Below are 22,189 nucleotides of genomic sequence, written 5' to 3'. Positions count from 1 at the left end.
CGTTTCGGTTAAAATTCTGTTGGAAAAAACCGTTCTCAAAAGCCACGAAAGCAAAACATACCGGGAGTTTGGGTATTTCTTTTGTAGGCACTTTATTTGCGCGCTGGTTTGTCTGGCTGAGCGTCATCACTCTGTCGATCGGATGGGCGAGTGGCGCGCAGGCACAGATTAACAACTCCGCGCGGGTTATTTCCATTTCATCGACCAGCGTCCAGGTTTCGAGCACGGTCGGGTTTTCGGCCAATAGCCGGGCGCTGATCGTTCAGATGAATGGCGCTTCGGTGACCCGCAATGACGATGCCACCCATGGCGATATCACCGCCTATAACAGCGCCGGGCGGTTTGAATATGTCAAGGTTGTCGGCGTGTCTGGCAGCACCTTGACATTGGAAACAGCGCCGACCGTTGCCTTTGATACCAGCGCAGCGGTGCAGATTGTCAGCGTGCTGGTTTTTGATGGCAATGTGTCGGTTGGCGGAACGGTCAGTCCAGCGACCTGGAATGGCCAGACCGGCGGCGTTCTCGTGCTGGATGTGGTGGGGACGCTGACGCTGGATGCGGATATTGACGCCAGCGGCCGCGGATTTGCTGGTGGTGCGCTGGCATCCTCGACGCCGTTTGACAGCTGTGCGTCGGATCAGACCAATTACACCAGTGCGGTGCAAGCCGGCACCGGAAACAAAGGTGAAGGCGTGGTTCTGTCATCATCGGCGCATGCCGCCCGTCGCGGACATAATGGCAATGGCGGCGGCGGCGGCAATATCACTGATGCGGGCGGCGGCGGTGGCGGCAATGTCGGCGCTGGTGGTCTCGGCGGCCGCGAGCTCAGCATTTGCGATGACGGGCATTTTGGTGGTCTGGGCGGTCAGGCGCTCGATTATACACCGAATAACCGCTTGTTCATGGGCGGCGGCGGCGGTTCCGGATCGGAGGTTTCTCAGACGGCAACCGGAGGGAACCGCGCGGGCGGTGGCATGATCTTTCTGCGCGTGGGAACCCTGGTTGGCGCAGGTGGCCGGCTTTTGGCCGATGGTTTGTCGGCCGTACAAGACGATGCCAACGGCGCGGATGGTGGCGGGGCAGGGGGCTCGATTGTTATGTCGGTGGTGAATTCGGTTTCCGGATCGCCCGTGATCCGCGTCGCGGGCGGCGATGGCGGGGATGAAGCCAATACCGACTTTGCCCATGGTACCGGTGGCGGTGGCGGCGGCGGGGCCATTCGGCTGTTTGGAACCAGCTGCGCCGCGATCACGCCCGTCGTGAGTGGCGGCACGGCTGGGACCAGTTCGCTAGGCACCAGCGCTGGCGATCCGAACTGGGGCGCGATTGATGGCGATCCTGGCAATTGCCAGGGGAGCTTTTCCGCTATCGGACAACCCACCCCGATCAGCACCGCCCGGCTGAATGTCATGAAAAGTTCAGCGGTTTACACCGGGAGCGGGGCCAGCACCGGCTTTTCGATCCCCGGCGAAGATATTGTCTACACGATCGTCGTTCAAAATGTCGGTGATGGACCGGCGGGTGCGGACAGCGTTTTGCTGTTTGATGCGTTGCCCAGCAATCTGACCTTTTTCAACGGTGATATTGACGACGGCGGACCGGACACCTTCCCGGGTAACGATCCGATCGCCTTTGTCGACAATGGCAGCGGCCTGAGTGTTAACTATGCCAATGATGTCGCCTTTTCGAACCAACCCTCGATGCCGATCAGTTTCTCCAGTTGCACCTATACCCCGAGCTCGGGCTATGATCCGGATGTCACTTATATTTGCATCAATCCCAAGGGGGTGTTTGCCACGCCGGCCCCGACGTCGGAATTTACGATCGCCTTGCGCGCCAGAATAGACTGATCGCCCGATTTTGCCGATCCGGTTATCGGCCCGTGCCGGTGTCGGGCGGTGCAAACGGGGGTAAACTTATGTAAGAATAGGGTAAACAAGCTGGTCATTCTGTTGTCGGTGGGTTAGATATCGGGTCAGTATTTTAGTAATGTCCAAGGGGCTCCCATGAAGAAAATTTTGCTTGTTACCGCGGCACTGTTGGCGACCACGCCAGCCAGCGCTGCTACGTTCATCGTCGATGCAACCGCCAACAGTTTCAATGGTGGTGTTGCGCTGGATACAATCGCCGTGGGTGCCGGGGATGAAATCACGATCAGCTCGAGCACCGATGATTTGTGGAGCGCAGGCGCGCTGCCGCGGTTTTCCGATGCCGATGGTCTGATTGCCGACCGGTTCGCAACCGCCACCGATGATTCCGGCCAAGCGATCGGAACCCGGATCGGGCGTGACTTCGGCTTGTTCACGGATGACGGTTTCTCATCGGCCTTCGGTTCGCTGGTCGGTCGGATCAACGGTCAGTATCAAACTCTCGGTGCGAATTTCAATGGCGCGGCCTGGGATTCCGGCACACTCGAACTGTTCTATTGGGACAGCAACAATAACGACAATAGCGGTGCGATCAGCTTTGATGTCTCCGCCGTTCCGGAGCCAGCGACCTGGGCGTTCATGATCTTCGGCTTTGGTGCTGTTGGCGGTGCCCTTCGTCGGACCCGCAAAGCGAGTGTCAAAGTCAGCTACGCCTAAGGCGACAATCCAGGAATTCAAAATGCCCCGCCAGCGAAAATCTGGCGGGGCTTTTTTGTGCCTGTCGGTCTAGTTTGCTGATTTTGGCGGTTTCGGGATCAGGATCGGTACGTTGCGGAGATAAACCTGATAAGCCTGTTCCTCGCCCCATCTCTTCTTGGCATGGGCTTCGAGTTTCGGGACACCGCTAATCCGCGTGATCAACACCGCGACGAAAATCGGAGAGATGATCGTCACCCACTGCCACCCGACGAGCACCGGCAGCGACGCGACGGTTACGCCGGTCCACAGCAGGATTTCACCGAAATAATTGGGATGCCGCGACCAGGCCCACAGACCGGTGGAAATGAAGCGGTCCTTATTTTCCGGGATCCGGCGAAAAGCGCGCTTCTGGCGGTCAGCCACAATTTCGATCGCGAAGCCTGCAGCCCAGAGAGACAGTCCGACATAGGCGAAAATACCGAGGGGTAGCCGGGTTCCGCTGGTGATGATGGCCAGAGCACTGGCCGCAGTCAGCAGCACCCAGGTGCCCTGCAAGGTCCAGGTGACAAAGAAGCGGCCCGGCGAGGTCTTGATCTCGTCAAACCGCTGGTCACCACCGTCATCACGGATGCGCAGGAACAGGAAGGACCCCAGTCGGGCCGCCCAGACCACCACCATCGCCGCGATCAAAGTGGAACGGGGGTCCAGCGGCGCGGAAAACAGGCAGGCCACCACCATCAGCGTGAGATAGGTGAAGGACCCGGTCAGATCATAATATTTTTCGGTTTTGAAGATATTGGCGGGGATGAAGGCCAGCCAGTTCACGCCAAAGGCCAGCAGGCCGCAGAGCAGAAAAACCGGCATCGAACCGATGGCCGTTCCACCGTCGCTGCCCGCCACGGCAACCAGACCACCGATCGACACGGCAATAAGAACGGCAATCAAGACTTTTACATTCACAATCAGACCCCGATGACAAAGGAACAATTGGTTGTTCCTGAACCACCGACGTTAAAAGTGCCAACGGTTTTTGCGTTGGCAACCTGATAATCACCAGCGGTACCAGTGACTTGCTTGGCCCCATCCAGCATCATCCGGACACCGGTTGCGCCGACCGGATGGCCCATGCCGATCAATCCACCCGATGGATTGACCGGTAGCGAGCCGTCAAAGGCGATGACGCCTTCTTCAATCGCTTTCCAGGCCTCGCCCGGTGCCGTGATGCCAAAATGGTCAATCGCCATATATTCCGTCACCGAGAAGCAGTCATGGGTTTCGATCGCATCAAGCTGTTGCGGTCCGGCAATCCCGGCTCTGCGATAGGCATCGGTGATCGCCTTGCGGGTCCACGGCAGCACATAGTCCTGCTCCGCGCTGTCGACCAATTTGGTCTTCATCAGCATCGGGGCGGTGCTGTGGCCCCATCCCTTGATATGGGCGAGGCTGTCGAGCGCGATCCCATGGGTGTCCGCATAAGCCTTGGCCCGCGCCTCGGAGGCCAGAAAGAGGACGGCTGCACCATCGGATACCTGACCGCAGTCCTGACGCCGCATCCAGCCTTCGATGATCGGATTATGCGCATCATCGGCGGTGAAGCTTTGCTCCGTGAAAGTCCAGTCCCGGCTCTGGGCGTTGGGATTGCGTTTGGCATTGTCAAAATTGGTTTTCGAGATCGCCATCAGATGCGCGTGGTTGAGCCCGTACCGCCGGTCATATTCCTCGGCGAGATCGGAAAACATGGCCGGCCAGATATAGGTGGCGTCCTGTCCTTCTTCGCCGACGAAAATGGCCGCGCCGAGATTGTCGGCAGCCTGTCCGCCCGACACATTGCGCATCAGCTCGACGCCGGCGACACAGGCGAGATCATAGCGTCCGCTTTCAATATCGGTCATTGCGCCCAATATGGCGAGCGAGCCCGACGCGCAGGCCCCTTCATGGCGGGAAGCCGGCATGCCGGCGAAATCCTTGTGTACATGCCCGAAAAACCCGCCCAGCATGCCCTGGCCGGTAAACAGTTCCGCGACAAAATTGCCGACATGGCCGACGTCTATGTCTTTGGGATCGAGCCGGGTTTTCTCCAGTGCCTTGAGCACCGTCGTCGAAAACAGGTCAAACAGGGACAGGTCATTGCGTGTCCAATTCTCGGCAAAATCGGTCTGATGTCCGCCCAGAATATAGATTTTCTCCGCCATCACGCTCTTCCCCTATTTGAGTTCCCCGGCATCCGCCCAGACGGCGTGGGTCCCGCTGCAAATGCGATGCGGCAGAATGATCCGGCAGACCGGACCCGCTGCCAAGTCCTTGGCATCTAATAGGACGCATTCCGATCTGTCCAGTTTCATGTCGGTAATGAAGCTGACCAGATAGCCATCATCTTCGCTGGTGGCGTTCTTGCGCGCAATGAACGGCGCTTCTGATCCATAGCGTTCCGGACCAAATTCATAATGCTGGGTCTGGCCGGTTTCGAGATCATGCTTGATCATGCCGGTGAAGAGGAAATAGCCTTTTTCGCCGGTGACGCTATAAACATAGCGGTGCTTTTTCCCTGCCACAGCGGGGTTGATTGTACCAAATTCGACAATCTCGTCATCATAGAGACGCTCCTCGGCGGTTTCGCCGGTCTTGAGATTGAACCGCCAGCGATGCAAATGGGTCTGCAGGGAATGCAGATCGAGATTGGATCCCATGGCCTGATAGCCATCGGGCATGGTTTGCAGCGGGTCCGGGCGCGGATCTTCCTGGAAATAGCCGTCCATGATCACTTCGTCGCCCTCTTCATAGGCGTTCATGAAATGCAGGACATAGGTGGATTCCGCCTCGAACCACTGGACGTCGGATGGATTGCCGTATCGCGGCACAACCGCGAAGCGCGATTTCATCGTCTTGTCGAACACCGGAATATAAAAGCCATTATCGATCGCAGCCTGCGGCCAGAACATCGGGAAGTCGTTGAGGATCGAATAATTTTCGGAAAAGCACATATCATGGGGCAGGCGCGGGGCGGGCAATTCCACCGGTATATAATGTTTCAACCGGTTATCCGCGCCGACCACGCCATAATGCATATAGGGCGCATGGGTGGAATAGTTGAAAAAGAGCAGCTCGCCGGTCTGCGGGTCCAGCTTGGGATGCGCGGAAATGCCGTCAATCGGGGTCCAGCCTTCAATGCCCAGCGTTTCCAGAGTCTCGGGGTTGAGCCGATAGCCTTCACCGCATTGCCAGAATGTCGAGAGGATATTGCCCGCATGGACAACGACATCGGTGGAGGAGCCGTCCTTGATATGACCATGTGCGCCCCATCCGCTGCGCTCTGACTTTTTTGGATTGCCCATGCAGCCAATCCACAGCGAACGGCCCGCTTCCTGCTCCGCTTCAAAACCGCGGGTCCGGATGAAGCGGTTCTTATATTCTGCCTTGCCGTCCGCAAACCGCATCATATGGAGCATGCCGTCGCCGTCAAAAGGATGGTAGCGGCCAATCGCGTCGTGGACCGGGTTTTCGGTATTGCGGATATAGACGCCATCAATATCGTCCGGAATTTGACCGATTATTTCCATATCCGTTGCGTCATATTCGTCAAAATTAGGGGTCCAGGCGCCATTGAGATAGGGGTGATCATTGGCGGAAAGCGTCGCTTCAATGCGGTTGACAAGTTGCGGCATAGGGGACTCCATAAAACGGTATGGTTATAATAGTCACATGCCTATTGTAGATTCACCGGAACGGGTCAAGCGCTAATCCCGCTAACCGTCAGCGATATATCGCGCTTCAGATATCGGTTCCGACAATCGATACGGATTGCGGTCGCACCACTTGCTCGCAATGTGCACAAGCAATTTCGGGGATCAGCCGCGCCTGGCAGGTTTCATGGGTCAAGATGACCGGCGGGCCTTCCGGCGCACCATAATATTTGTCCCCCCAGAGCATCAGCATCATGATCACCGAATAATAATCAAATCCCTTTTTCGTCAGCTGATATTCGTTGCGGACCGGATGCTGTTGATAGGGAACGGGTTTCAGCACCGCGAGCTCCACCAACGATTTCAGCCGCTCCGACAAAATCGCTGGGGCCGAACCGATATCCGCCGCAATCGCGTCAAACCGCCGCAACCCGGTAAACACAGCGCGCATGACCAGCGCCGACCAGCGATCGCCGAGGATTTCAACCGACCCGTGCAGCAAAGAGGGCTGTTCCGACTGAAACCCGCCCCGGTTGCGGCGACGGCTATAGGCGGCCGGCATCGTCCCGAGGCCGGGCCCTTCGACAAAGGAGACGTCACGCAAGTGGAATATCTGTTTGCAGGCCCCGCAGACGGGCGCTGGAACAAGGATGTGGCCGCAGGGTTCATGACGCAATTCCAGATTGCGCCGCACTTCCGCGCTGCCCCATTTGCGCTCCCAGTCATACAGCATCAGGACGGTCGGAAACAGGTCGACCCCTTTTTCGGTCAAACCGTAACCAAATTGCTTGGCTGCGGTTGCCACCGGTGTTTTGCGCAGCAGTCCGTTATCAATCAGGCGTTTGAGGCGGTTGGACAGCAGTGCTTTTTGCAATCCGGTGCGCTGCTTGAGTTCGGTGAAGCGCGCCGCGCCAAGCCAGATCGATTCCAGGATGAGCAGAATGGGCGTGTCGCCCAATATTTCAAGCGCGCGCCAGATGGAGCATGTCTTGATCATCGGTAGTGACGGTGAAAGTTTTGGCGACGCAGACATGAAATCCAGGGACAAAAAGCAGGAAGGGACCGAACCATAGGGCCAAGGCAGCCGCTAATCAACATGGTGAGACAGACGTGCGATATGCCGCCGCGTACAGGCAGGCACGATATTTCTAAACCGTTAGCGCTATGTAAACCATAAGCGTTTAGGCTGATCGGACAAGCACGATGTGATGTTCATTCCTGATAAGCAAGATGTAGGTTTATGGCAGCAAAGAGTTTTCTGAAAGCGTTCTCGGGCAAGTCCTCCGAGGGGAGTGACAATGGCCCTAACGGGCTGACCGCCTCCGGCGACCAGGCGCGGCGCAACGAGATTCTGGACGATTTTGAACAGGCCGGGATCAACTGGCTCTGGGCCACGGATGCAGAAGGGAAATTCATCTATGTTTCCCAGAAAGCGGCCGAAAATCTGAACAGAACCGCCGAAGACCTGTTGTCCGAACCGTTTACCTCCTGGTTCGAAAATGATCCGGACAATCCGGACGAGAAATCGGATCGGCCGTTGCACTACCAGTTTAGCAAACGCAGCAAGATTAATGATCAGGTTGTGCGGCAGGTGTCTTTGACCCGCGGGCCGGACGACAAACCGACATGGTGGTTGATCGCAGCCCATCCAAAATTTGACTCGGCAGGCGAATTTCACGGCTATCGGGGTAATGCTAAGGATGTGACGGTTGAATATCAACGCAAGCTCGAAGATTCCCGGCTCGCCGAATTTGACTCGCTGACCGGTCTGGCCAATCGCCACCGCATGGACAATCGCCTCAATGCGTTGCTCGGTGCATTCAAGGCTGCCAATCGCAGCTGTGCGATCATGATGCTCGATCTCGACCGTTTCAAGCAGGTCAATGACACGATGGGGCACCCAGCCGGGGATGAATTGCTCAAACAGGTCGCCAAGCGGCTCAAGACCATTGTCGGGGACCGGGGCGAAATTGGCCGCTTGGGTGGCGATGAATTCCAGGTCATATTGCCCGATATTGATGACCGTGGGAAATTGGGAGAAATTGCCGAGAAAATTGTCAAGATCGTCTCGCAACCCTATCCGATTGAAGAGAAAAGTGCGATTATCGGTACCTCCATCGGGATCGCCGTGGCGCCCTATGACGGGGTTGAGAAAGAAGAGCTGATCCGCAGTTCCGACCTTGCGCTTTATGCCGCGAAAAATTCCGGACGTGGACAATTTCGCTTTTATTCGGCGGACCTCAAGGATGAAGCTGAAGAGCGCCGTCTGCTCGTCGAGGATCTGCGCGATGCGCTGATCAATGACCAGCTGGACCTGCACTATCAACCGGTGGTGCGCACGGATGACCATATGGTGGTCGGTTTTGAGGCGCTGATGCGATGGGTGCATCCCGAACGTGGCGCGGTCAGTCCCGGGGTTTTCATTCCGATTGCGGAAGAATTGAACCTGATCAATCAACTCGGCGAATGGGCGTTGCGGCAGGCCTGTCAGGATGCGATGCAATGGCCGAAGTCGGTGCGCATTGCAGTGAATGTTTCAGCCGTGCAATTTGCCAATAGCGGCTTTCCCGAGATTGTCATGAACGCCCTGGCGGCCAGTGGCCTTGAACCGGAGCGGCTCGAGCTGGAGCTCACCGAAAGCGTGTTCATGGGCGACAGCGAGACCATCGACAACACGTTCAAGGTCCTGAAGGAACTCGGCGTGCGTCTGGCGCTGGATGATTTCGGCACCGGCTATTCCTCGCTCAGCTATTTGCGCTCGGCCCCGTTTGACAAGATCAAGGTCGACAAGAGCTTTGTCGACAGCTGTACCCAGAAAGACAAGAACAGCGCCAAGATCATCGCCGCCATTGTCAGCCTGTCCGACGCGCTCGGCATGGAAACCACGGTCGAGGGGGTCGAAGCGTTTGACCAGTTCAGCCTCGTCTGTTCCAAGGGCGCGCGCTATATTCAGGGCTGGATCTATTCCAAGGCGCTCCGGCTGGAAGAAATTGCCGATCGGTTGGGCACCGGCGAATTCCGGATCGAACCGGATGGTCCGGAACTTTATCGCCCCGATCGCCGCACGGTGTTCCGGCGCATCGGCGCGATCCATGAAGATCATCGCTATGATGTGGTGATGCGCGATCTGTCGAAAACCGGGGCGCGGTTTGAAGGGATGCTCGGGGTTCCGGTCGAGACCAAGCTGGTGCTTGATCTTGGTGGCGGACAATTGGTGATCTGCACGGTCATCCGGTCCAAAGAAGCGATGGTCGCAGTGGAATTTGAAACCCCTCTGGTCAGCGACGGGGCCGGCGGGCTGTGCACGCGGCACCGGGTGTCGCCTTATGATCTTGCCGCTGCGGGCATGCCGCTGGCTGCCTTGCCGCCCGGGAAATATCCGCTGATCCAGGATTCGGGCAATGGCATGAGCAAACCGAAATTCATGCAGGTTGAGCCGGGTAAGTCCTGACGTTGTGCCTGCCGCAGCAGGGACAACCTGTCAGCTTGCGCTATCGGCCAATATCTTTTTGACCGCCGCTTGCCAGCCCGCCAGGCGGCGCTCCCGTTCGGACGATTCAATATCCGATTCATAGGTTTCGAGATCGGATATCATCGCGCTGGCATCGTCCAGGCTCTCGTATATGCCGCAACCGACCGCCGCCAGCATCGCCGCACCGAGGGCGGTGGTTTCGATGAAATCGGGGCGCTCGACCGGAATGGCGAGAATATCAGCGAGATCCTGAACCAGCCAGTCATTGGCCACCATCCCACCGTCGATGCGCAGGCTGTTCCAGTCGGTGCCGTCGGCCGAGAAGGCGGTTTTGAGATCATGGCATTGATAGGCCATGGCTTCGAGCGCGGCGCGCGCAATATGCGCCTTGTTGGCGGCAAAGCTCAGACCCGAGATGGTTGCGGTCGCATCGGCGCGCCAATGCGGCGCACCGAGACCGGACAGGGCAGGGACCAGATAGACGCCGCCATTATCCGGTACCGACCGCGCCAGCTCTTCGCTTTCGCCGGCAAATTTCAGCAAGCCGATTTCGTCGCGCAGCCATTGCATCAGGCTGCCCGCGACAAAGACCGACCCCTCCAGCGCGTAGGTGCGCTCGCCATTGAGCTGATAAAGCACCGTCGACAACAGCCGGTGGCGGGAGCGTTGCACGGTCTTTCCGCTATTGGTGAGAATGAACGCGCCGGTCCCGAATGTCGCCTTGGTCTGCCCGGGCGTCAGGCAGGCCTGACCGATAGTGGCGGCCTGCTGATCGCCGGCGGAGCCGCAAATCGCGATCGGGCTGCCGAACAGCTGCGCGGTGGTTTCGCCCAGAGCCCCGGCACAATCGACAATGTCCGGCACGGTGGACCGCGGAATGCCGAACAGCGCGAGCAGTTCATCATCCCAGTCCTGGCCGTCCAGGGCCATCAACATGGTCCGGCTGGCGTTGCTGGCATCGGTGACATGGCGGCCGCCGGTCAAGCGAAAGATGAGATAGGATTCGATCGTCCCAAAAGCGAGATTGTCGCCAGCGGCCCGGACTTCCGGCCAGTTTTCGAGCATCCAGCCGATTTTGCTGCCGGAAAAATAGGGGTCGAGCAACAAGCCCGTGCGGTCCTGGATCATCGCTTCATGCCCCTCCGCCTTGAGGCTGTCACAGCGCGCGGCAGTGCGCCGGTCCTGCCAGACAATCGCGTTGCAGAGCGGTTCACCGGTGCGCTTGTCCCAGGCCACAATGGTCTCGCGCTGGTTGGTGATGCCGATGGCCGCGATCTTGTCCGCGCCGCCAGCCTGTTCGATCATCTTGGTGCAGCAGCGCAGGGTTTTGTCCCAGATTTCAGCCGCGTCATGCTCGACCAGGCCGGGGGCAGGGTAATATTGCTGCAAATCTTCCTGCTGCGACTGACGCAATTTCCCGTCGCTGTTGAACAGCATCGCCCGGGTTGAGGTCGTGCCCTCGTCAATCACCAAAATTTGCTGCGCCGCCATGTCCGTCTCCACCCGATATTCTGGGCCCGAACCGGGCCCTTGATTGGCTGATCACGCTATTGGGTCCCGGAAAAAAGGCAAGCAAAAGCGGATTATATTGCAATGCAGCATTGATCAAATGCCGCGAATCTCTATGAGACGGATAATGTTTGATCTGGCAATAATTGGTGGCGGCATAAATGGCGTCGGAATCGCACGCGACGCGGTCGGGCGGGGCCTGAAGGTCTTGCTCGTGGAACGCGATGATCTGGCGGCCCACACCTCCTCGGCGAGCACCAAACTGGTCCATGGCGGCCTGCGCTATCTCGAACATTATGAGTTCAGTCTGGTGCGCAAAGCCTTGCAGGAACGCGAAGTGCTGCTCCGCAACGCACCGCATATCATCTGGCCGATGCGTTTCGTGCTGCCGGTCGATGAGGGCATGCGCCCAGCCTGGTTCCTGCGGCTGGGGCTGTTTCTCTATGACCATCTCGGTTCGCGGTCGCTGTTACCCGGTACCCAGAGTGTGAACCTGCACAAGGATGCGCGCGGGGTACCGCTGCAAAAGCGCCTGAAAAAGGGTTTTGCCTATTCCGATTGCTGGGTTGAGGATGCGCGTCTGGTGGCGCTGACCGCGCGCGATGCTGCCGAACGCGGCGCGGATATCCGCACGCAGACCGAATGTGTCGGGCTCGAGCGGCAAGCGGATCACTGGTCGATCGCACTGCAATCCGAGGCCGGACCGGTGACCGAGCAAGCCAAGGTGCTGGTCAATGCCGCAGGCCCGTGGGTGGATCCGGTCACGGCGCTCTATGATCAAAGCAGCAACGCCGCCAAATTGCGCCTGGTGAAGGGCAGCCATATTGTTATCGCACGGAAATTTGAAGGCGATCACAGCTATATTTTCCAGAACAAGGATGGCCGGATCATCTTTGCCATCCCCTATGAAGGCGATCATACGCTGATCGGGACGACCGACCAGCCGTGGAGCTATGCCGAAGGGCCAGCCAAGATCAGCGACAGCGAGATTGCCTATCTCTGCGCCGCGGCCAGCGAATATTTTGCCGAACCGGTGCAGCGCGCCGATGTCCAGTGGACCTATTCCGGCGTCCGGCCGCTGTTCGACGATCACAGCCAGTCGGCCTCGACCGTGACCCGCGACTATGTGTTCGACTATGACGATGACAGAGGCGCGCCGGTGCTGTCGGTCTTTGGCGGCAAGATCACCACCTATCGCGTGCTCGCACGCCAGGCGATGAAAACCCTCAAGAGGGCGCTCGCCGTCGAAACCGATGACTGGACCGACACCGCACCTTTGCCCGGCGGGGATTTTGCGGTGACCGGCTTTGATGCGTTGGTCGCCGATTATCAGACGCGCTGGCCCTTTTTGACAAGCACGCTGCTGTCCCGACTGGTCCGCGCCTATGGCACCGACACCGCCGTGATGCTGGCCGATGCCCGCACCGACGCGGATCTGGGCCCCAGTTTCGGCGCCGGTCTCTACGCGATCGAGCTGCAATGGCTGATCGCCAACGAATTTGTCACCACCGCCGAAGACGCGCTGTGGCGCCGTTCGAAACTGGGCCTGCACATGACGGATGCGGAAAAACAGGCGGTCGAACAATGGTTTGCCAAAGAAAGCGCCCAAACAGGCGCCGCCCAAACGGTTTCCTGATTGACGCGCCGCAACAGCGGTGGCAATAGCAGCGCTGCTTCAACAGGAGCGATGCGGGTGTAGCTCAATGGTAGAGCAGAAGCCTTCCAAGCTTACGACGAGGGTTCGATTCCCTTCACCCGCTCCAAATTATCGAACATTGAGAGCTTTACAGGATTCGTGCCGATTGGGGTTGGCGGGTTGGCGAAAGTGCGTCGCGATATGTGTGTGTTAGCCTCTCATATTGCCGCGCCAATGTCCGCTTGATCCAGCAAGAGAAGCTGACAGTATCTGTTCATTTTGAAGTCGGCAGTGGCCAAGAAGGCAGACATAGTCGAATTGTTTGGCTAGCAAGGATATTCTATGAAAAAGTTGGCCACTTTATTTGTCGGCATTATTGCTCTTGCGTTGATCACCCATGTCATCGGTGTCTTTACCTTTTACGCCACCGTTGTTCCGATCTTGGGGCCGATTTTGCCACGGCCCGACAGTGTGCCTCAGAATGCCGCCGCGTCTTACCATTGGAAAGGCGGTGGAATGTGGTGGAATTGGAACCGGCCGCTTTCGAACGGCTGTGCTGAGTGGCGTGCGACGGACAGTTTTACGATTTTCCATATTTCAGGTGGTCAACAGAGCTGTGATAGCGCGGATCGCAGGCTCCGCTATGCATCTTACAATGACCATATCATATTCAATGCCGGAGAGAATTGGCGTGGCGGCGAGCCTTGCCCTTACACGATTTCGGCGACACAGATTGCTGCCCTGTATCAGCGGATCGAAGAGGCCAGAAATGCTGCAGAAACCGAAGCAGAACGGCACATTCTGGATCGAATAGAGTTTCGCCTTGGAAAAACGGATGGGCAGTCATTGACGACAGATCACACTGGCGGCTGCAATGACTTGAAACAATCCGACTACAGAAAACCGTAGCCTATTGCAGATAATTCCCACAACGGCAGCATTTGCCTCCGGCGACGGTGTGGAAACTTGATGCGTATCTACGCGATATTTCAAATTTCGCTTTCGTGCTCCAAACAGTCACCGTCACCCGCTCCAAATTTTCCTTAATTGAGAGCTTTACAGGTTTCGCGCCAATTGGGGTTGGCGGGTTGGCCTAATTACGTCGTGGTCTCATTAATGAGGTCTCTGAAACAAATCCGTTGATGTCGGCCTTATGCCGAAAGCGAACATCATCGCACGCGCTCAAAAAACGGAGTTGCTGGTCCGGGATAATATTGGAACAGAGCAGCTGATCAATTTGCTCCTTGCTCGATCCCGAAAGCGGACGTTAGGAAGCAGAATTTCTTGGGCTAGGCTGGAGACGCCCGGACATTGTTCTTGCTGGAAGGGACGAATCAAGCCTGTATCTATATGCTAAAGTTTAAATTTCTGTCGGCATTTTCTCTTATTCAAAATATAGTCAACTGAGACGAGCAATTTCCCTTCATGAAGTTTGTCAAAATTGACGTCCTCAATGTAGAGTTTTTCTCTGGATCTCATAAACCATGAGTTAACTTCACCACCAATATCTCCGTTATAATCCAAAACAAACAAAACGGAATATTGGTTGTACTCAAAATCTACATCATAAAAGTAAACAGATTTTCCTCCCATATCCTGTGTTTTAATTAAACTTCCAATAGTAGTGAAATCATAGTTACTTATAACATCCACTTTTTCAGCGCTGATTGCATCACACTTCGTTTCTACGTAGCTCAATTCGTTCGCACTACCGAGTGCCAAAGAAGGTAATAAAAAAAGGGATATTGCTTTTGACATTCTACTACCTCCGACCCGATGTATGAATGTAAATTTGATGTGGCGCGGCAACGCCTGAAACTGACAAGCCTAAGTTAGGACCAGAACTTTAACCGGCAAATACCGGGAAGGACATGCTAAAAAAAGAGCGACAAAGATGCCACCAATTTCAAACAAAAAACCCGTCAATTCCAAGTTATCACCGCCAAGCCAATTTGGCGATTGCAATCTCTACAAAGGCCGATGTCCGTTTTATCCCGAAAGCGGACACTAGCTCGATCTTTTCAACTCCGACAAATCAAAAGCCTTTAGAAGATCAACATCATCCCTAGTCCAATCAAGATCAGGAATCCTTTCAACGCCCTTCAATTCATATAGATCGGCGATCTCCTCAAACTCAACCTTCAGCGCGCCGAATTGGCTGCTCAGTATTTTTGAGATGCTATGATCGAAGTAATTGGTCTCAGCCAAACTGTAGCAAGTGTGAGCGAAAGCTATCGGTATTATGCTGTCGTCATACTTCTTGATCTCATTTTCATACAATTCGAACAATCTTTGACGATAGTCATCTGAATCGATCGACAAATTCTGATCTTGCAATTTCGTATGCAAATCTTTGAAATTATTCAATATGTCGAAAAGAAAAGTAGCAGTATCTTGGTTCATGTGAGGTGTTCTTCTACTCAATTATTGAAATTTGCTTTTCGTAGTGGTCGTAAGCGTTATTTTCTGCGTACGCCTACTCAAGCATGCTTGATATTGTCTAACGTTTTGGCGGTCCAAGAAATACTTAGTGGCGGCTACATCCCGAAAGCGGACGTTAGGATTCACGTTTATTTGTTAGAGAATCGGATAATTTGAAGACCATCCTGTCAATTTGTGCAAACCATTGAGAATGATAAATGCCATAAAAGCCGCAATCTATTTTGTACGAGGAATAGACTTTCTGACCCAGAAAAATTTTATGGTCGCATTGGATTACTTTGAACAGTGTCGACAATTGATAGGGCAGAAAAAAGCCCAACTCCCTAGATGGTATGACCTCGATATTATGACTGCGGAATGTTTGTTTGCCGAGGGAGAAATAGAACTGGGTGAAAAGAAAATCGAAGTTGCTAGAGGCAAAATTGCGGAAAATCAAAAACTCAAACAAACGGAAAAAAGGTATCTTGAAGTCTTCTGTCAAATTCTGCTTTTTGACTATGGGTTGCCATCGACAGTAACCAAAAACTTAGTTAACGATTTACTTGTCGAGGGAGTGCGAAAATCGATTAAGCAACGGTTTCCCATAAACAAAAATAAATTCAGATTATCATAGCTTATTGGCTAAATGTCCGCTTCTGCGCCCATAGCGGTCACTAGGCTTGCGACCCGCAAGCCGACATTAGTTTAACGTCTCAAGCGATCGGGTTATCGCGGCCACAAATTTCTTCAATCGCGCGGTCTGACGGTTAGACGGTGCATAGGCAATATTGACCTGAAGATCTGGCGCGCGCCAGTCAGGTGCTGCGTTTTCAAGACGGCCGTTGATCAAATCCGCATGAACCAGCCATTCCGGCATAACCGCTACCGCATGGCCAGAAAGAAGCGATCTGTGAGCGGAAAATATGTTATTCGTCGTGAAAGAAACCGACGGCTTGAAGGCCTTTTTTGAACCCGCTGCGTTGGTCAAACTTATTTGGCCACCTTCAAAAGGTGACAGGGCTGCAAATGGCAATTTGGCTAAAGATTCAAGGGAATGCCGAGCGTCTTTCGTCACGAGCCGCGGCGAAGCGACAAGGATCCGTTTTACCGAAAGGATCGGTTTGACGATCAGCATATCATCCGGCACGGGCCCGACCTTGATCCACAGATCACATCCCAGTTCGGAAAATTTAATCTCTTCATCTTCCAATACCCAGTCGATGTGGACATTCGGATAATCACTCTGAAACGCCGCTGCCGTATCCGCCAGCAGCTTTTGGCCCAGCGCAATCGGTGCAACAACACGCAGCGGACCGCGCATCACATCGGCTTCATCCGCAAACGTCTCGACCAGCAGGGACCAGCTGGCAAGCTGTTCCCTTGCTTTCTCAAGACATATTTTTCCGGCAGCGGTCAGCGCCAGGCTGTGGGTTGTTCGGGTGATCAACTCTATGCCGAGCCGGTTTTCAAGGTCAGACAATTGCCGACTGGCTGATGCCTGGGACAGTCCCAAATCTCTTGCAGCGGCGGTGATCGAACCGCGATCCGCAATGCGAACAAATGTTTCTAACAGCGTCAGGCGATCGAGGCTTTTGCTCATACATATTGCGTATAATAGTTAGTCATGTTCTCTGTCTACCAAATAAACTTCTCGCTGGTCATAACCTTTCTATCGGCCACTACCGGCCATTTGACAGACAGGAGATAATCATGACCAATTCCACTGCACTGCATTTTGACCTGGAAGGTCAAACCACCGTCAATCGGCTGGGCTATGGCGCTATGCGCCTGACCGGTCAGCCCGGTAATTTTGGCCCCTATGCGGATTGGGAAGCGGGCAAAGCCCTGTTGCGGCACGCGCTCCGTTCGGGCGTGAATTTCTTTGACAGCGCGCGTTCTTACGGGCCGCTGACAGCGGATCAGATCGTCGGCGAAGCGCTGGAAGGCAGTCCTGCTTTCATCGCCACCAAGGGCGGGGTCGACAAACCCGCTGCCAACCGGATTATAGTTGATGGATCGCGAGACACGCTGCTCCGGCAGATTGATCAGGCCTTGGTCAATCTGCGCAGAAGCCAGATAGACTTGTTCCAACTGCACCGGATCGATCCCGATGTTCCGGTTGAACAGTCGGTCGCCGCATTGGCCGAAGCCAAGGCCGATGGGCGGATCAAGCATATTGGTCTGTCGAACGTGAACAGAGCAGAGTTGGACCGCGCGCTGACAGTCGCGCCGATCGCCAGTGTCCAGAACCGGTTCAATATGACCGAGACCGAGCAAGATGATCTGGTCGACTATACCGCCGAAAAAGGCATCGCCTTCATTCCCTATGGGCCGCTTGGTGCCAATCCCATGCAACAAGACGCGAAGCTGGAGCCGCGCGAAGCCTTGGCATGGTTGCTAAAGCGCTCACCCAACATCATTGTCATTCCCGGAACGACATCGATCGACCATCTCAGCCAGAATATCAGCGCATGGGAGCTGCTATGAAGAAAGAAGCGACCGCAGTTTCTCAAACCTCAGGGCAAGGCGGTAAAACCCGTCTTGCCATTCAGACATGGTTTGGCGTTTATCCGGTGTTGACCGCTATTGCCGTGGTCTTGGAACCGGTTCTAAGCGGTTTGCCCATCCCGATGCGAACGATGGTGATGAGTATCCTGATGGTGCCGATCATGGTCTTCTGGGTCATGCCGGTCATTGCTATGCTCGGGCCAAAATCCTGACACCCGCCCGTGCCCCCAAAAGCGACCATCATTGCGCCGGCGATTGATCAGCCCGGACCGACTGGCGGGACTCGCGGTCTATTTCTTGAAGCCGTGGCTCAGCAGCTTGACCGTTACCTTTGCTTCGGCCACCGGCATATTGTCCGCATCAACCAGCATGATCTCGGCGACATAGCCGGCAGAGCCCTTGCGTTCCAGACTGGCTTGTAAATCCGCAATATCCGCTTCGCTCAGGGAAAATTCGGCGAAGATGTCGCTCGTCGCCGGTTTGCGGAAATCCAGGAAGATATCCTTGATGATCGGGAAAAAGCGCTTTTTGTCGAGAAAGCCTGAAGCCGGTGTGGCCGCCGCCGCTTCCGCTGCCACGGCAAAAGCGGCCATGTACATGACGCCGACATGATTTTCATTGCCGGCCAGCGGCATCCGGATTTTCGCATAGCCCGGTCGCTGTTCCACCGTGCGCATACCGGTGCGCTCGATAAAGGGAACGGCATATTTTTCGGTTTGGACGGCATCAACATTGGTTTGCATCGCGGTGGCTCCCTTATGGACAGAAAGATAGCTTCGGCGATTCAATCCGAAAAGCAGAGTTTTGATAGGCGGTCGCGTGGTCGGCCGTCGCGGACAAATAAAAAGCCCCGCCAGATCGCTCTGGCAGGGCTTTGGGATAATCTTGGTGTCTAGCCTAATCAGCCTAAGCGTAGCTAACCTTGACGTTGGCTTTGCGGTTGCGACGAAGCGCTCCGCCAATGGCGCCAAAGCCGAAGATCATGAACGCCCATGTCGCTGGCTCAGGTACGGCTGCAACTTGATCAAACTCGACCGAAGGCGCGAAGAAATTGCCTCCATCAACAAACCCAGCGACGTCGGCGGGCGCGGTTGTGACTTCAAACCGTGCTGCGAAAAATTGCCCGGCTCCAAGCGCGTCGTTTACAAAAGACGTGACGTCGAAACTGCCAACCTCTCCGCCGGAATATACCGACGTATCGATCAAGGTGCCCATGAAACGATCTGACGTGCTGACGATTCCATCAGCATCATTTCCGACGTACAAAGAGATGGATGAGGGAGGAGAATCATCGAAAAGCGAATCGAAATTCCAGTTCAAAGTCGCGTTCGCAACTGATGTTGCGCCGCCAAAACTAAAGATTGCGTATGGGATATCAATGAAATTGGCATTATTGAGTGCAAAATTTCCACCACCCAGACCGTCCTCTGCTCCGACGCTAAAAAACGGCGCATTGTCGATAATGACGCGGTTGTCTTCGAGTATTGCCGTGGCCGCGTGTGCCGACGATGTTCCGACCAACATCAATGTGCTTGCAAGCAGAAATTTTCTCATAAATCCCCCATTTTGACCGGCAGATCATCACAAAATTGCCTGTCATCTCGATTATGCGACCCTTCGGCAAGTTAGCACGTGCATCACTCATGTCCAGTCGATTTGCCAGGCTGACGGAGCGCGATGTCCCGGACAGACACATTCCGGCGCGCTCTTCAATGCCCCAGTTAGACATCAGAAAATTTGCTAGAAACCCAATCCCACTTCTGTATTCAGGAGTAGGGGCACCCGGCCCATTCTCTCCACCCACTCGAGATAACTGACTAACAGAAACTGATATTGGGCTGTTGATAGACAAAGCCGGACAGGGTGATTACACCTGTGCGCAGATGTCAGTCGGGGGCAGAAAATGAGCGCATTTGCACAGGATGCGCGCTTCATGTGCGTGGTTGGGCTTGTTCTGACACTGCTCGCGTTTGCGCCGAAATATTTCCTGCCCCTAGCATCCGGAAGCTATCAAGCTCCCAGCCCGTGGATGCATCCGCACGCTGTTACCGCCTTGGCCTGGACCGTGATCTTCATCGTCCAGCGAGCCGGATTGGCGTCGGCCCCTTTATCGTCTTTCAGTTGATCGCGACCCAAATTGTGTTTTCACAATCCTGGATCGACTTTGCCAGTGGCGGATGAGCGTTGCTAATATCTGACGATATCACCTTGACTAAAGTTCCAGATCACACCCGCAATCCCTGACCCGGTTCAAACACCGACCAGCCGGTGCGTTGCACGAGCCGCTCTAGAGCCAGGGTGCCGAGTTTGGAATTGCCGCGTTCATTGAGGCCGGGGGACCAGACGGCGATCGCGGCGGTTTGCGGGACGATGGCGAGAATGCCGCCGCCGACGCCGGATTTTCCGGGCAGGCCGACACGGAAGGCAAATTCGCCCGAGCCGTCATAATGGCCGCAGGTCATCATCAGCGACAATATGCGTTTCGCGCGATCGGGCGTGACGACCGCCTGGCCGGAGTCGGGATTGACGCCGCCGGCCATCAGATAGCGGCCGGCGCGGGCGAGCTGGAGGCAGTTCATCGCCAGGGCGCACTGGTTGAAATAGACGCCCAGCGTCTCTTCGATCGGATGCTGAATATTGCCGAAGGCGCGCATATAACTGGCGAGGGCGACATTGCGGTAGCCGCTGGCCGCCTCGTTCTGCGCGACCTGTTGGTCGATCGCGACGCTGTCGTCATTGGTCAGCATCTGCAGGAAGCGAACGAACGCCGCGGTCACTTCCTCGGAGGCGCTGCCCGACAGCAATATGTCGGAGACGACAATCGCGCCGGCATTGATAAACGGATTGCGCGGAATGCCGCGTTCCCATTCGAGCTGGACGATCGAGTTGAACGCGCTGCCGGACGGTTCGCGGCCGACCCGCTGCCACAAATCGTCGCCGACCGCACCGAGCGCCATGGTGAGGGCGAAAACCTTGGTAATGCTCTGGATCGAAAAGCGCGTTTCGGCATCGCCGGCGACATGGCAATCGCCATTCCTGTCGACTATCGCCATGCCGAACTGTTCCGGGGAAACAGCGCCCAGATCCGGGATATAGTCGGCCACCGCGCCGCGATCCGAGGCCTCGGCCATTTCTGCCGCAATATCTGCAACGATCGCGCCGAGCTGCTGCTGTGTCATGGGTTTCTGCTTCCTCGTCGATGCTGCGGGCGGTGATCGCCTTTCCTGGCAGTGGTGTTTCGGTCATCTGAGTACGGATCGGCCGGATTTGCAACGTCTTTCCGGTCCATTCTTTCCTACACGGGGTGCCGAACCTATACTGGCTGACCGGGTTTATAGGGTTCGTTCGATAGGATGCCGTGCGACAACCGGTGGACAACGATGGACGAAAGGTCACACTAGATTCATAAGAAACGCGATATAATGTCGTAATAACAATGGGTTGAGATATTTATGAGGATGGAGCAGTGGGGTCTGGTATGTGATCTTTCGACGCTGTGGAACGGTTTCTGGAGGGCCTTTCTGCGGCATGAGATGGTCCGATCGCCATCACACTGTCCCGAAAATGAACGGCACAGCGGTCTTGCGACAAATTGCGACATTTTTGGCCCAATCTGACAAACTTGCGCGACATCTTGCGCCTAGAAGAGAGATCAAGGCAGTCGATAGCGACCGCCAGAAAGTAACAGTCAAGAAGGATGAACATATGAAAAAGGCAATTATTCTCTCCAGCGCAACCGCTCTGTTGATCGCTGGCGGCGTCGCTATTGCGGCCCCTGGTGGCAAAGGCATGATGCGGGCGGACGCCAATAATGACAATCAGATCACCCGGGCGGAACTGACCGCTTCGCTCGAAGAGCGCTGGACCAAGATGGACGTCAATCAGGACGGCCAATTGTCCAAGGCTGACCGGGAAGCCCGCCGGGCCGCGCGGTTCTCCGAGATGGACAGCAATGGTGACGGCGGTGTTTCCCAGGCGGAAATGGAAGCCTATCGTGCCACCCGCAAGGCCGAGCGTTTTGCCAAGGCCGATGTTGATGGCAATGGCACGCTGAGCCAGGAAGAAATGCAGGCCGTGCGCGGCAAACGGGGCGGCAAGCAGGCCCGCAAGGGCGGCAAGGGCCGTCTCGGCAAAATGCTGAAGCGTGCGGACACCAATGGCGATCAGATGATCAGCCGAGCCGAATTTGATACCGCGGCAATGGCCCGTTTTGACAAGGTCGATGCGAACAAGGATGGTGTTGTCACCGCCGAGGAACAACAGGCCGCGCGCGAGGCGCGTCGCGGCAACCGGAACAGAAAAGGCGGTTAATCCCTGAACCCCTTTCTGCGCGAACGGATCACCGGCACTTTCCCCCTCCCAATAGCCGCCGGTGGTCCGTTCCATTTTGTTAAAC

Annotated in this window: 21 protein-coding genes and 1 tRNA gene; 11 read left to right on the top strand and 11 right to left on the bottom strand. The window is 55.7% G+C overall.

Annotated elements, in window-relative coordinates:
- The first annotated feature begins 68 nt into the window (after positions 1 to 68).
- Both ACZ1GS_RS10180 and ACZ1GS_RS10175 read left to right on the top strand, forming a co-directional pair.
- Complete coding sequence (locus tag ACZ1GS_RS10180) at positions 69 to 1,850, top strand: hypothetical protein (protein WP_472695085.1); 1,782 nt, start codon at positions 69 to 71, stop codon at positions 1,848 to 1,850.
- 156 nt (positions 1,851 to 2,006) lie between these two features.
- Complete coding sequence (locus tag ACZ1GS_RS10175; RefSeq protein ID WP_472695084.1) at positions 2,007 to 2,585, top strand: PEPxxWA-CTERM sorting domain-containing protein; 579 nt, start codon at positions 2,007 to 2,009, stop codon at positions 2,583 to 2,585.
- A gap of 69 nt (positions 2,586 to 2,654) precedes the next feature.
- Here the strand turns inward: ACZ1GS_RS10175 and ACZ1GS_RS10170 are convergent, their stop codons facing one another.
- The 4 genes from ACZ1GS_RS10170 to ACZ1GS_RS10155 all read right to left on the bottom strand — a co-directional run bounded on the left by ACZ1GS_RS10170 (position 2,655) and on the right by ACZ1GS_RS10155 (position 7,244).
- Positions 2,655 to 3,527: a DUF1295 domain-containing protein gene (locus ACZ1GS_RS10170; RefSeq protein ID WP_472695083.1), complete on the bottom strand. Its 873-nt coding sequence runs from the start codon at positions 3,525 to 3,527 to the stop codon at positions 2,655 to 2,657.
- A 2-nt stretch (positions 3,528 to 3,529) separates the two neighbouring features.
- The gene (locus ACZ1GS_RS10165) at positions 3,530 to 4,759 is read right to left on the bottom strand and encodes an acetyl-CoA acetyltransferase (RefSeq protein WP_472695082.1); all 1,230 of its coding nucleotides are present in this window, start codon (positions 4,757 to 4,759) and stop codon (positions 3,530 to 3,532) included.
- A 12-nt stretch (positions 4,760 to 4,771) separates the two neighbouring features.
- A complete protein-coding gene (locus ACZ1GS_RS10160) occupies positions 4,772 to 6,229 on the bottom strand; it encodes a carotenoid oxygenase family protein (protein WP_472695081.1) in 1,458 nt (485 codons plus the stop codon).
- Positions 6,230 to 6,335: 106 nt separating this feature from the next.
- The gene (locus tag ACZ1GS_RS10155) at positions 6,336 to 7,244 is read right to left on the bottom strand and encodes a winged helix-turn-helix transcriptional regulator (RefSeq protein WP_472695080.1); all 909 of its coding nucleotides are present in this window, start codon (positions 7,242 to 7,244) and stop codon (positions 6,336 to 6,338) included.
- A 243-nt stretch (positions 7,245 to 7,487) separates the two neighbouring features.
- Between ACZ1GS_RS10155 and ACZ1GS_RS10150 the strand changes: the two genes are divergently transcribed.
- The gene (locus ACZ1GS_RS10150; protein WP_472695079.1) at positions 7,488 to 9,698 is read left to right on the top strand and encodes a putative bifunctional diguanylate cyclase/phosphodiesterase; all 2,211 of its coding nucleotides are present in this window, start codon (positions 7,488 to 7,490) and stop codon (positions 9,696 to 9,698) included.
- Between the two features lie 30 nt (positions 9,699 to 9,728).
- Here ACZ1GS_RS10150 and glpK read toward each other — a convergent pair whose 3' ends face one another.
- Positions 9,729 to 11,210: a glycerol kinase GlpK gene (glpK, locus tag ACZ1GS_RS10145; protein ID WP_472695078.1), complete on the bottom strand. Its 1,482-nt coding sequence runs from the start codon at positions 11,208 to 11,210 to the stop codon at positions 9,729 to 9,731.
- 145 nt (positions 11,211 to 11,355) lie between these two features.
- Here glpK and glpD point away from each other — a divergent pair, with 145 nt between their 5' ends.
- The 3 genes from glpD (at position 11,356) to ACZ1GS_RS10130 (ending at position 13,773) form a co-directional block, all read left to right on the top strand.
- A complete protein-coding gene (gene glpD, locus ACZ1GS_RS10140) occupies positions 11,356 to 12,864 on the top strand; it encodes a glycerol-3-phosphate dehydrogenase (RefSeq protein WP_472695077.1) in 1,509 nt (502 codons plus the stop codon).
- A 53-nt stretch (positions 12,865 to 12,917) separates the two neighbouring features.
- Positions 12,918 to 12,991: transfer RNA gene (locus ACZ1GS_RS10135), tRNA-Gly, on the top strand.
- A gap of 215 nt (positions 12,992 to 13,206) precedes the next feature.
- A complete protein-coding gene (locus ACZ1GS_RS10130; RefSeq protein ID WP_472695076.1) occupies positions 13,207 to 13,773 on the top strand; it encodes a hypothetical protein in 567 nt (188 codons plus the stop codon).
- A 444-nt stretch (positions 13,774 to 14,217) separates the two neighbouring features.
- Here the strand turns inward: ACZ1GS_RS10130 and ACZ1GS_RS10125 are convergent, their stop codons facing one another.
- Positions 14,218 to 14,622 carry a hypothetical protein gene (locus tag ACZ1GS_RS10125; protein WP_472695075.1) on the bottom strand — a complete coding sequence of 135 codons (405 nt, stop codon included), beginning with the start codon at positions 14,620 to 14,622 and terminating at the stop codon, positions 14,218 to 14,220.
- A gap of 249 nt (positions 14,623 to 14,871) precedes the next feature.
- Complete coding sequence (locus ACZ1GS_RS10120; protein WP_472695074.1) at positions 14,872 to 15,267, bottom strand: hypothetical protein; 396 nt, start codon at positions 15,265 to 15,267, stop codon at positions 14,872 to 14,874.
- Positions 15,268 to 15,496: 229 nt separating this feature from the next.
- On the opposite strand from ACZ1GS_RS10120, the gene ACZ1GS_RS10115 reads away from it, so the two are divergent.
- Positions 15,497 to 15,919 (top strand): hypothetical protein, encoded by a 423-nt coding sequence (locus tag ACZ1GS_RS10115; protein ID WP_472695073.1) that lies wholly within the window; start codon positions 15,497 to 15,499, stop codon positions 15,917 to 15,919.
- A gap of 66 nt (positions 15,920 to 15,985) precedes the next feature.
- On the opposite strand, the gene ACZ1GS_RS10110 is transcribed toward ACZ1GS_RS10115, so the two are convergent.
- Positions 15,986 to 16,885 carry a LysR family transcriptional regulator gene (locus ACZ1GS_RS10110; RefSeq protein ID WP_472695072.1) on the bottom strand — a complete coding sequence of 300 codons (900 nt, stop codon included), beginning with the start codon at positions 16,883 to 16,885 and terminating at the stop codon, positions 15,986 to 15,988.
- A gap of 110 nt (positions 16,886 to 16,995) precedes the next feature.
- Between ACZ1GS_RS10110 and ACZ1GS_RS10105 the strand changes: the two genes are divergently transcribed.
- A complete protein-coding gene (locus ACZ1GS_RS10105; RefSeq protein WP_472695071.1) occupies positions 16,996 to 17,772 on the top strand; it encodes an aldo/keto reductase in 777 nt (258 codons plus the stop codon).
- The gene (locus tag ACZ1GS_RS10100; protein WP_472695070.1) at positions 17,769 to 18,005 is read left to right on the top strand and encodes a hypothetical protein; all 237 of its coding nucleotides are present in this window, start codon (positions 17,769 to 17,771) and stop codon (positions 18,003 to 18,005) included. The genes ACZ1GS_RS10105 and ACZ1GS_RS10100 overlap by 4 nt, the downstream gene beginning before the upstream one ends.
- A gap of 78 nt (positions 18,006 to 18,083) precedes the next feature.
- Here the strand turns inward: ACZ1GS_RS10100 and ACZ1GS_RS10095 are convergent, their stop codons facing one another.
- Together ACZ1GS_RS10095 and ACZ1GS_RS10090 are read right to left on the bottom strand one after the other, a co-directional pair.
- Positions 18,084 to 18,536, bottom strand: coding sequence for a PaaI family thioesterase (locus tag ACZ1GS_RS10095; protein WP_472695069.1), 453 nt, complete (start codon positions 18,534 to 18,536; stop codon positions 18,084 to 18,086).
- A gap of 163 nt (positions 18,537 to 18,699) precedes the next feature.
- Positions 18,700 to 19,347, bottom strand: a complete 648-nt coding sequence (locus ACZ1GS_RS10090) for a PEPxxWA-CTERM sorting domain-containing protein (protein ID WP_472695068.1) — start codon at positions 19,345 to 19,347, stop codon at positions 18,700 to 18,702.
- A 349-nt stretch (positions 19,348 to 19,696) separates the two neighbouring features.
- On the opposite strand from ACZ1GS_RS10090, the gene ACZ1GS_RS10085 reads away from it, so the two are divergent.
- Entirely contained in the window at positions 19,697 to 19,918 is a 222-nt protein-coding gene (locus tag ACZ1GS_RS10085) for a hypothetical protein (RefSeq protein ID WP_472695067.1), read from the top strand.
- Positions 19,919 to 20,018: 100 nt separating this feature from the next.
- Here the strand turns inward: ACZ1GS_RS10085 and ACZ1GS_RS10080 are convergent, their stop codons facing one another.
- The gene (locus ACZ1GS_RS10080; RefSeq protein WP_472695066.1) at positions 20,019 to 20,972 is read right to left on the bottom strand and encodes a glutaminase; all 954 of its coding nucleotides are present in this window, start codon (positions 20,970 to 20,972) and stop codon (positions 20,019 to 20,021) included.
- A gap of 526 nt (positions 20,973 to 21,498) precedes the next feature.
- On the opposite strand from ACZ1GS_RS10080, the gene ACZ1GS_RS10075 reads away from it, so the two are divergent.
- Positions 21,499 to 22,104: an EF-hand domain-containing protein gene (locus tag ACZ1GS_RS10075; protein WP_472695065.1), complete on the top strand. Its 606-nt coding sequence runs from the start codon at positions 21,499 to 21,501 to the stop codon at positions 22,102 to 22,104.
- The last annotated feature ends 85 nt before the right edge of the window (positions 22,105 to 22,189 follow it).

Source organism: Parasphingorhabdus sp. W113 (assembly GCF_055693205.1).
Note: the sequence above shows the minus strand (reverse complement) of the source record. Positions and strands in the feature narration are given on the sequence as shown.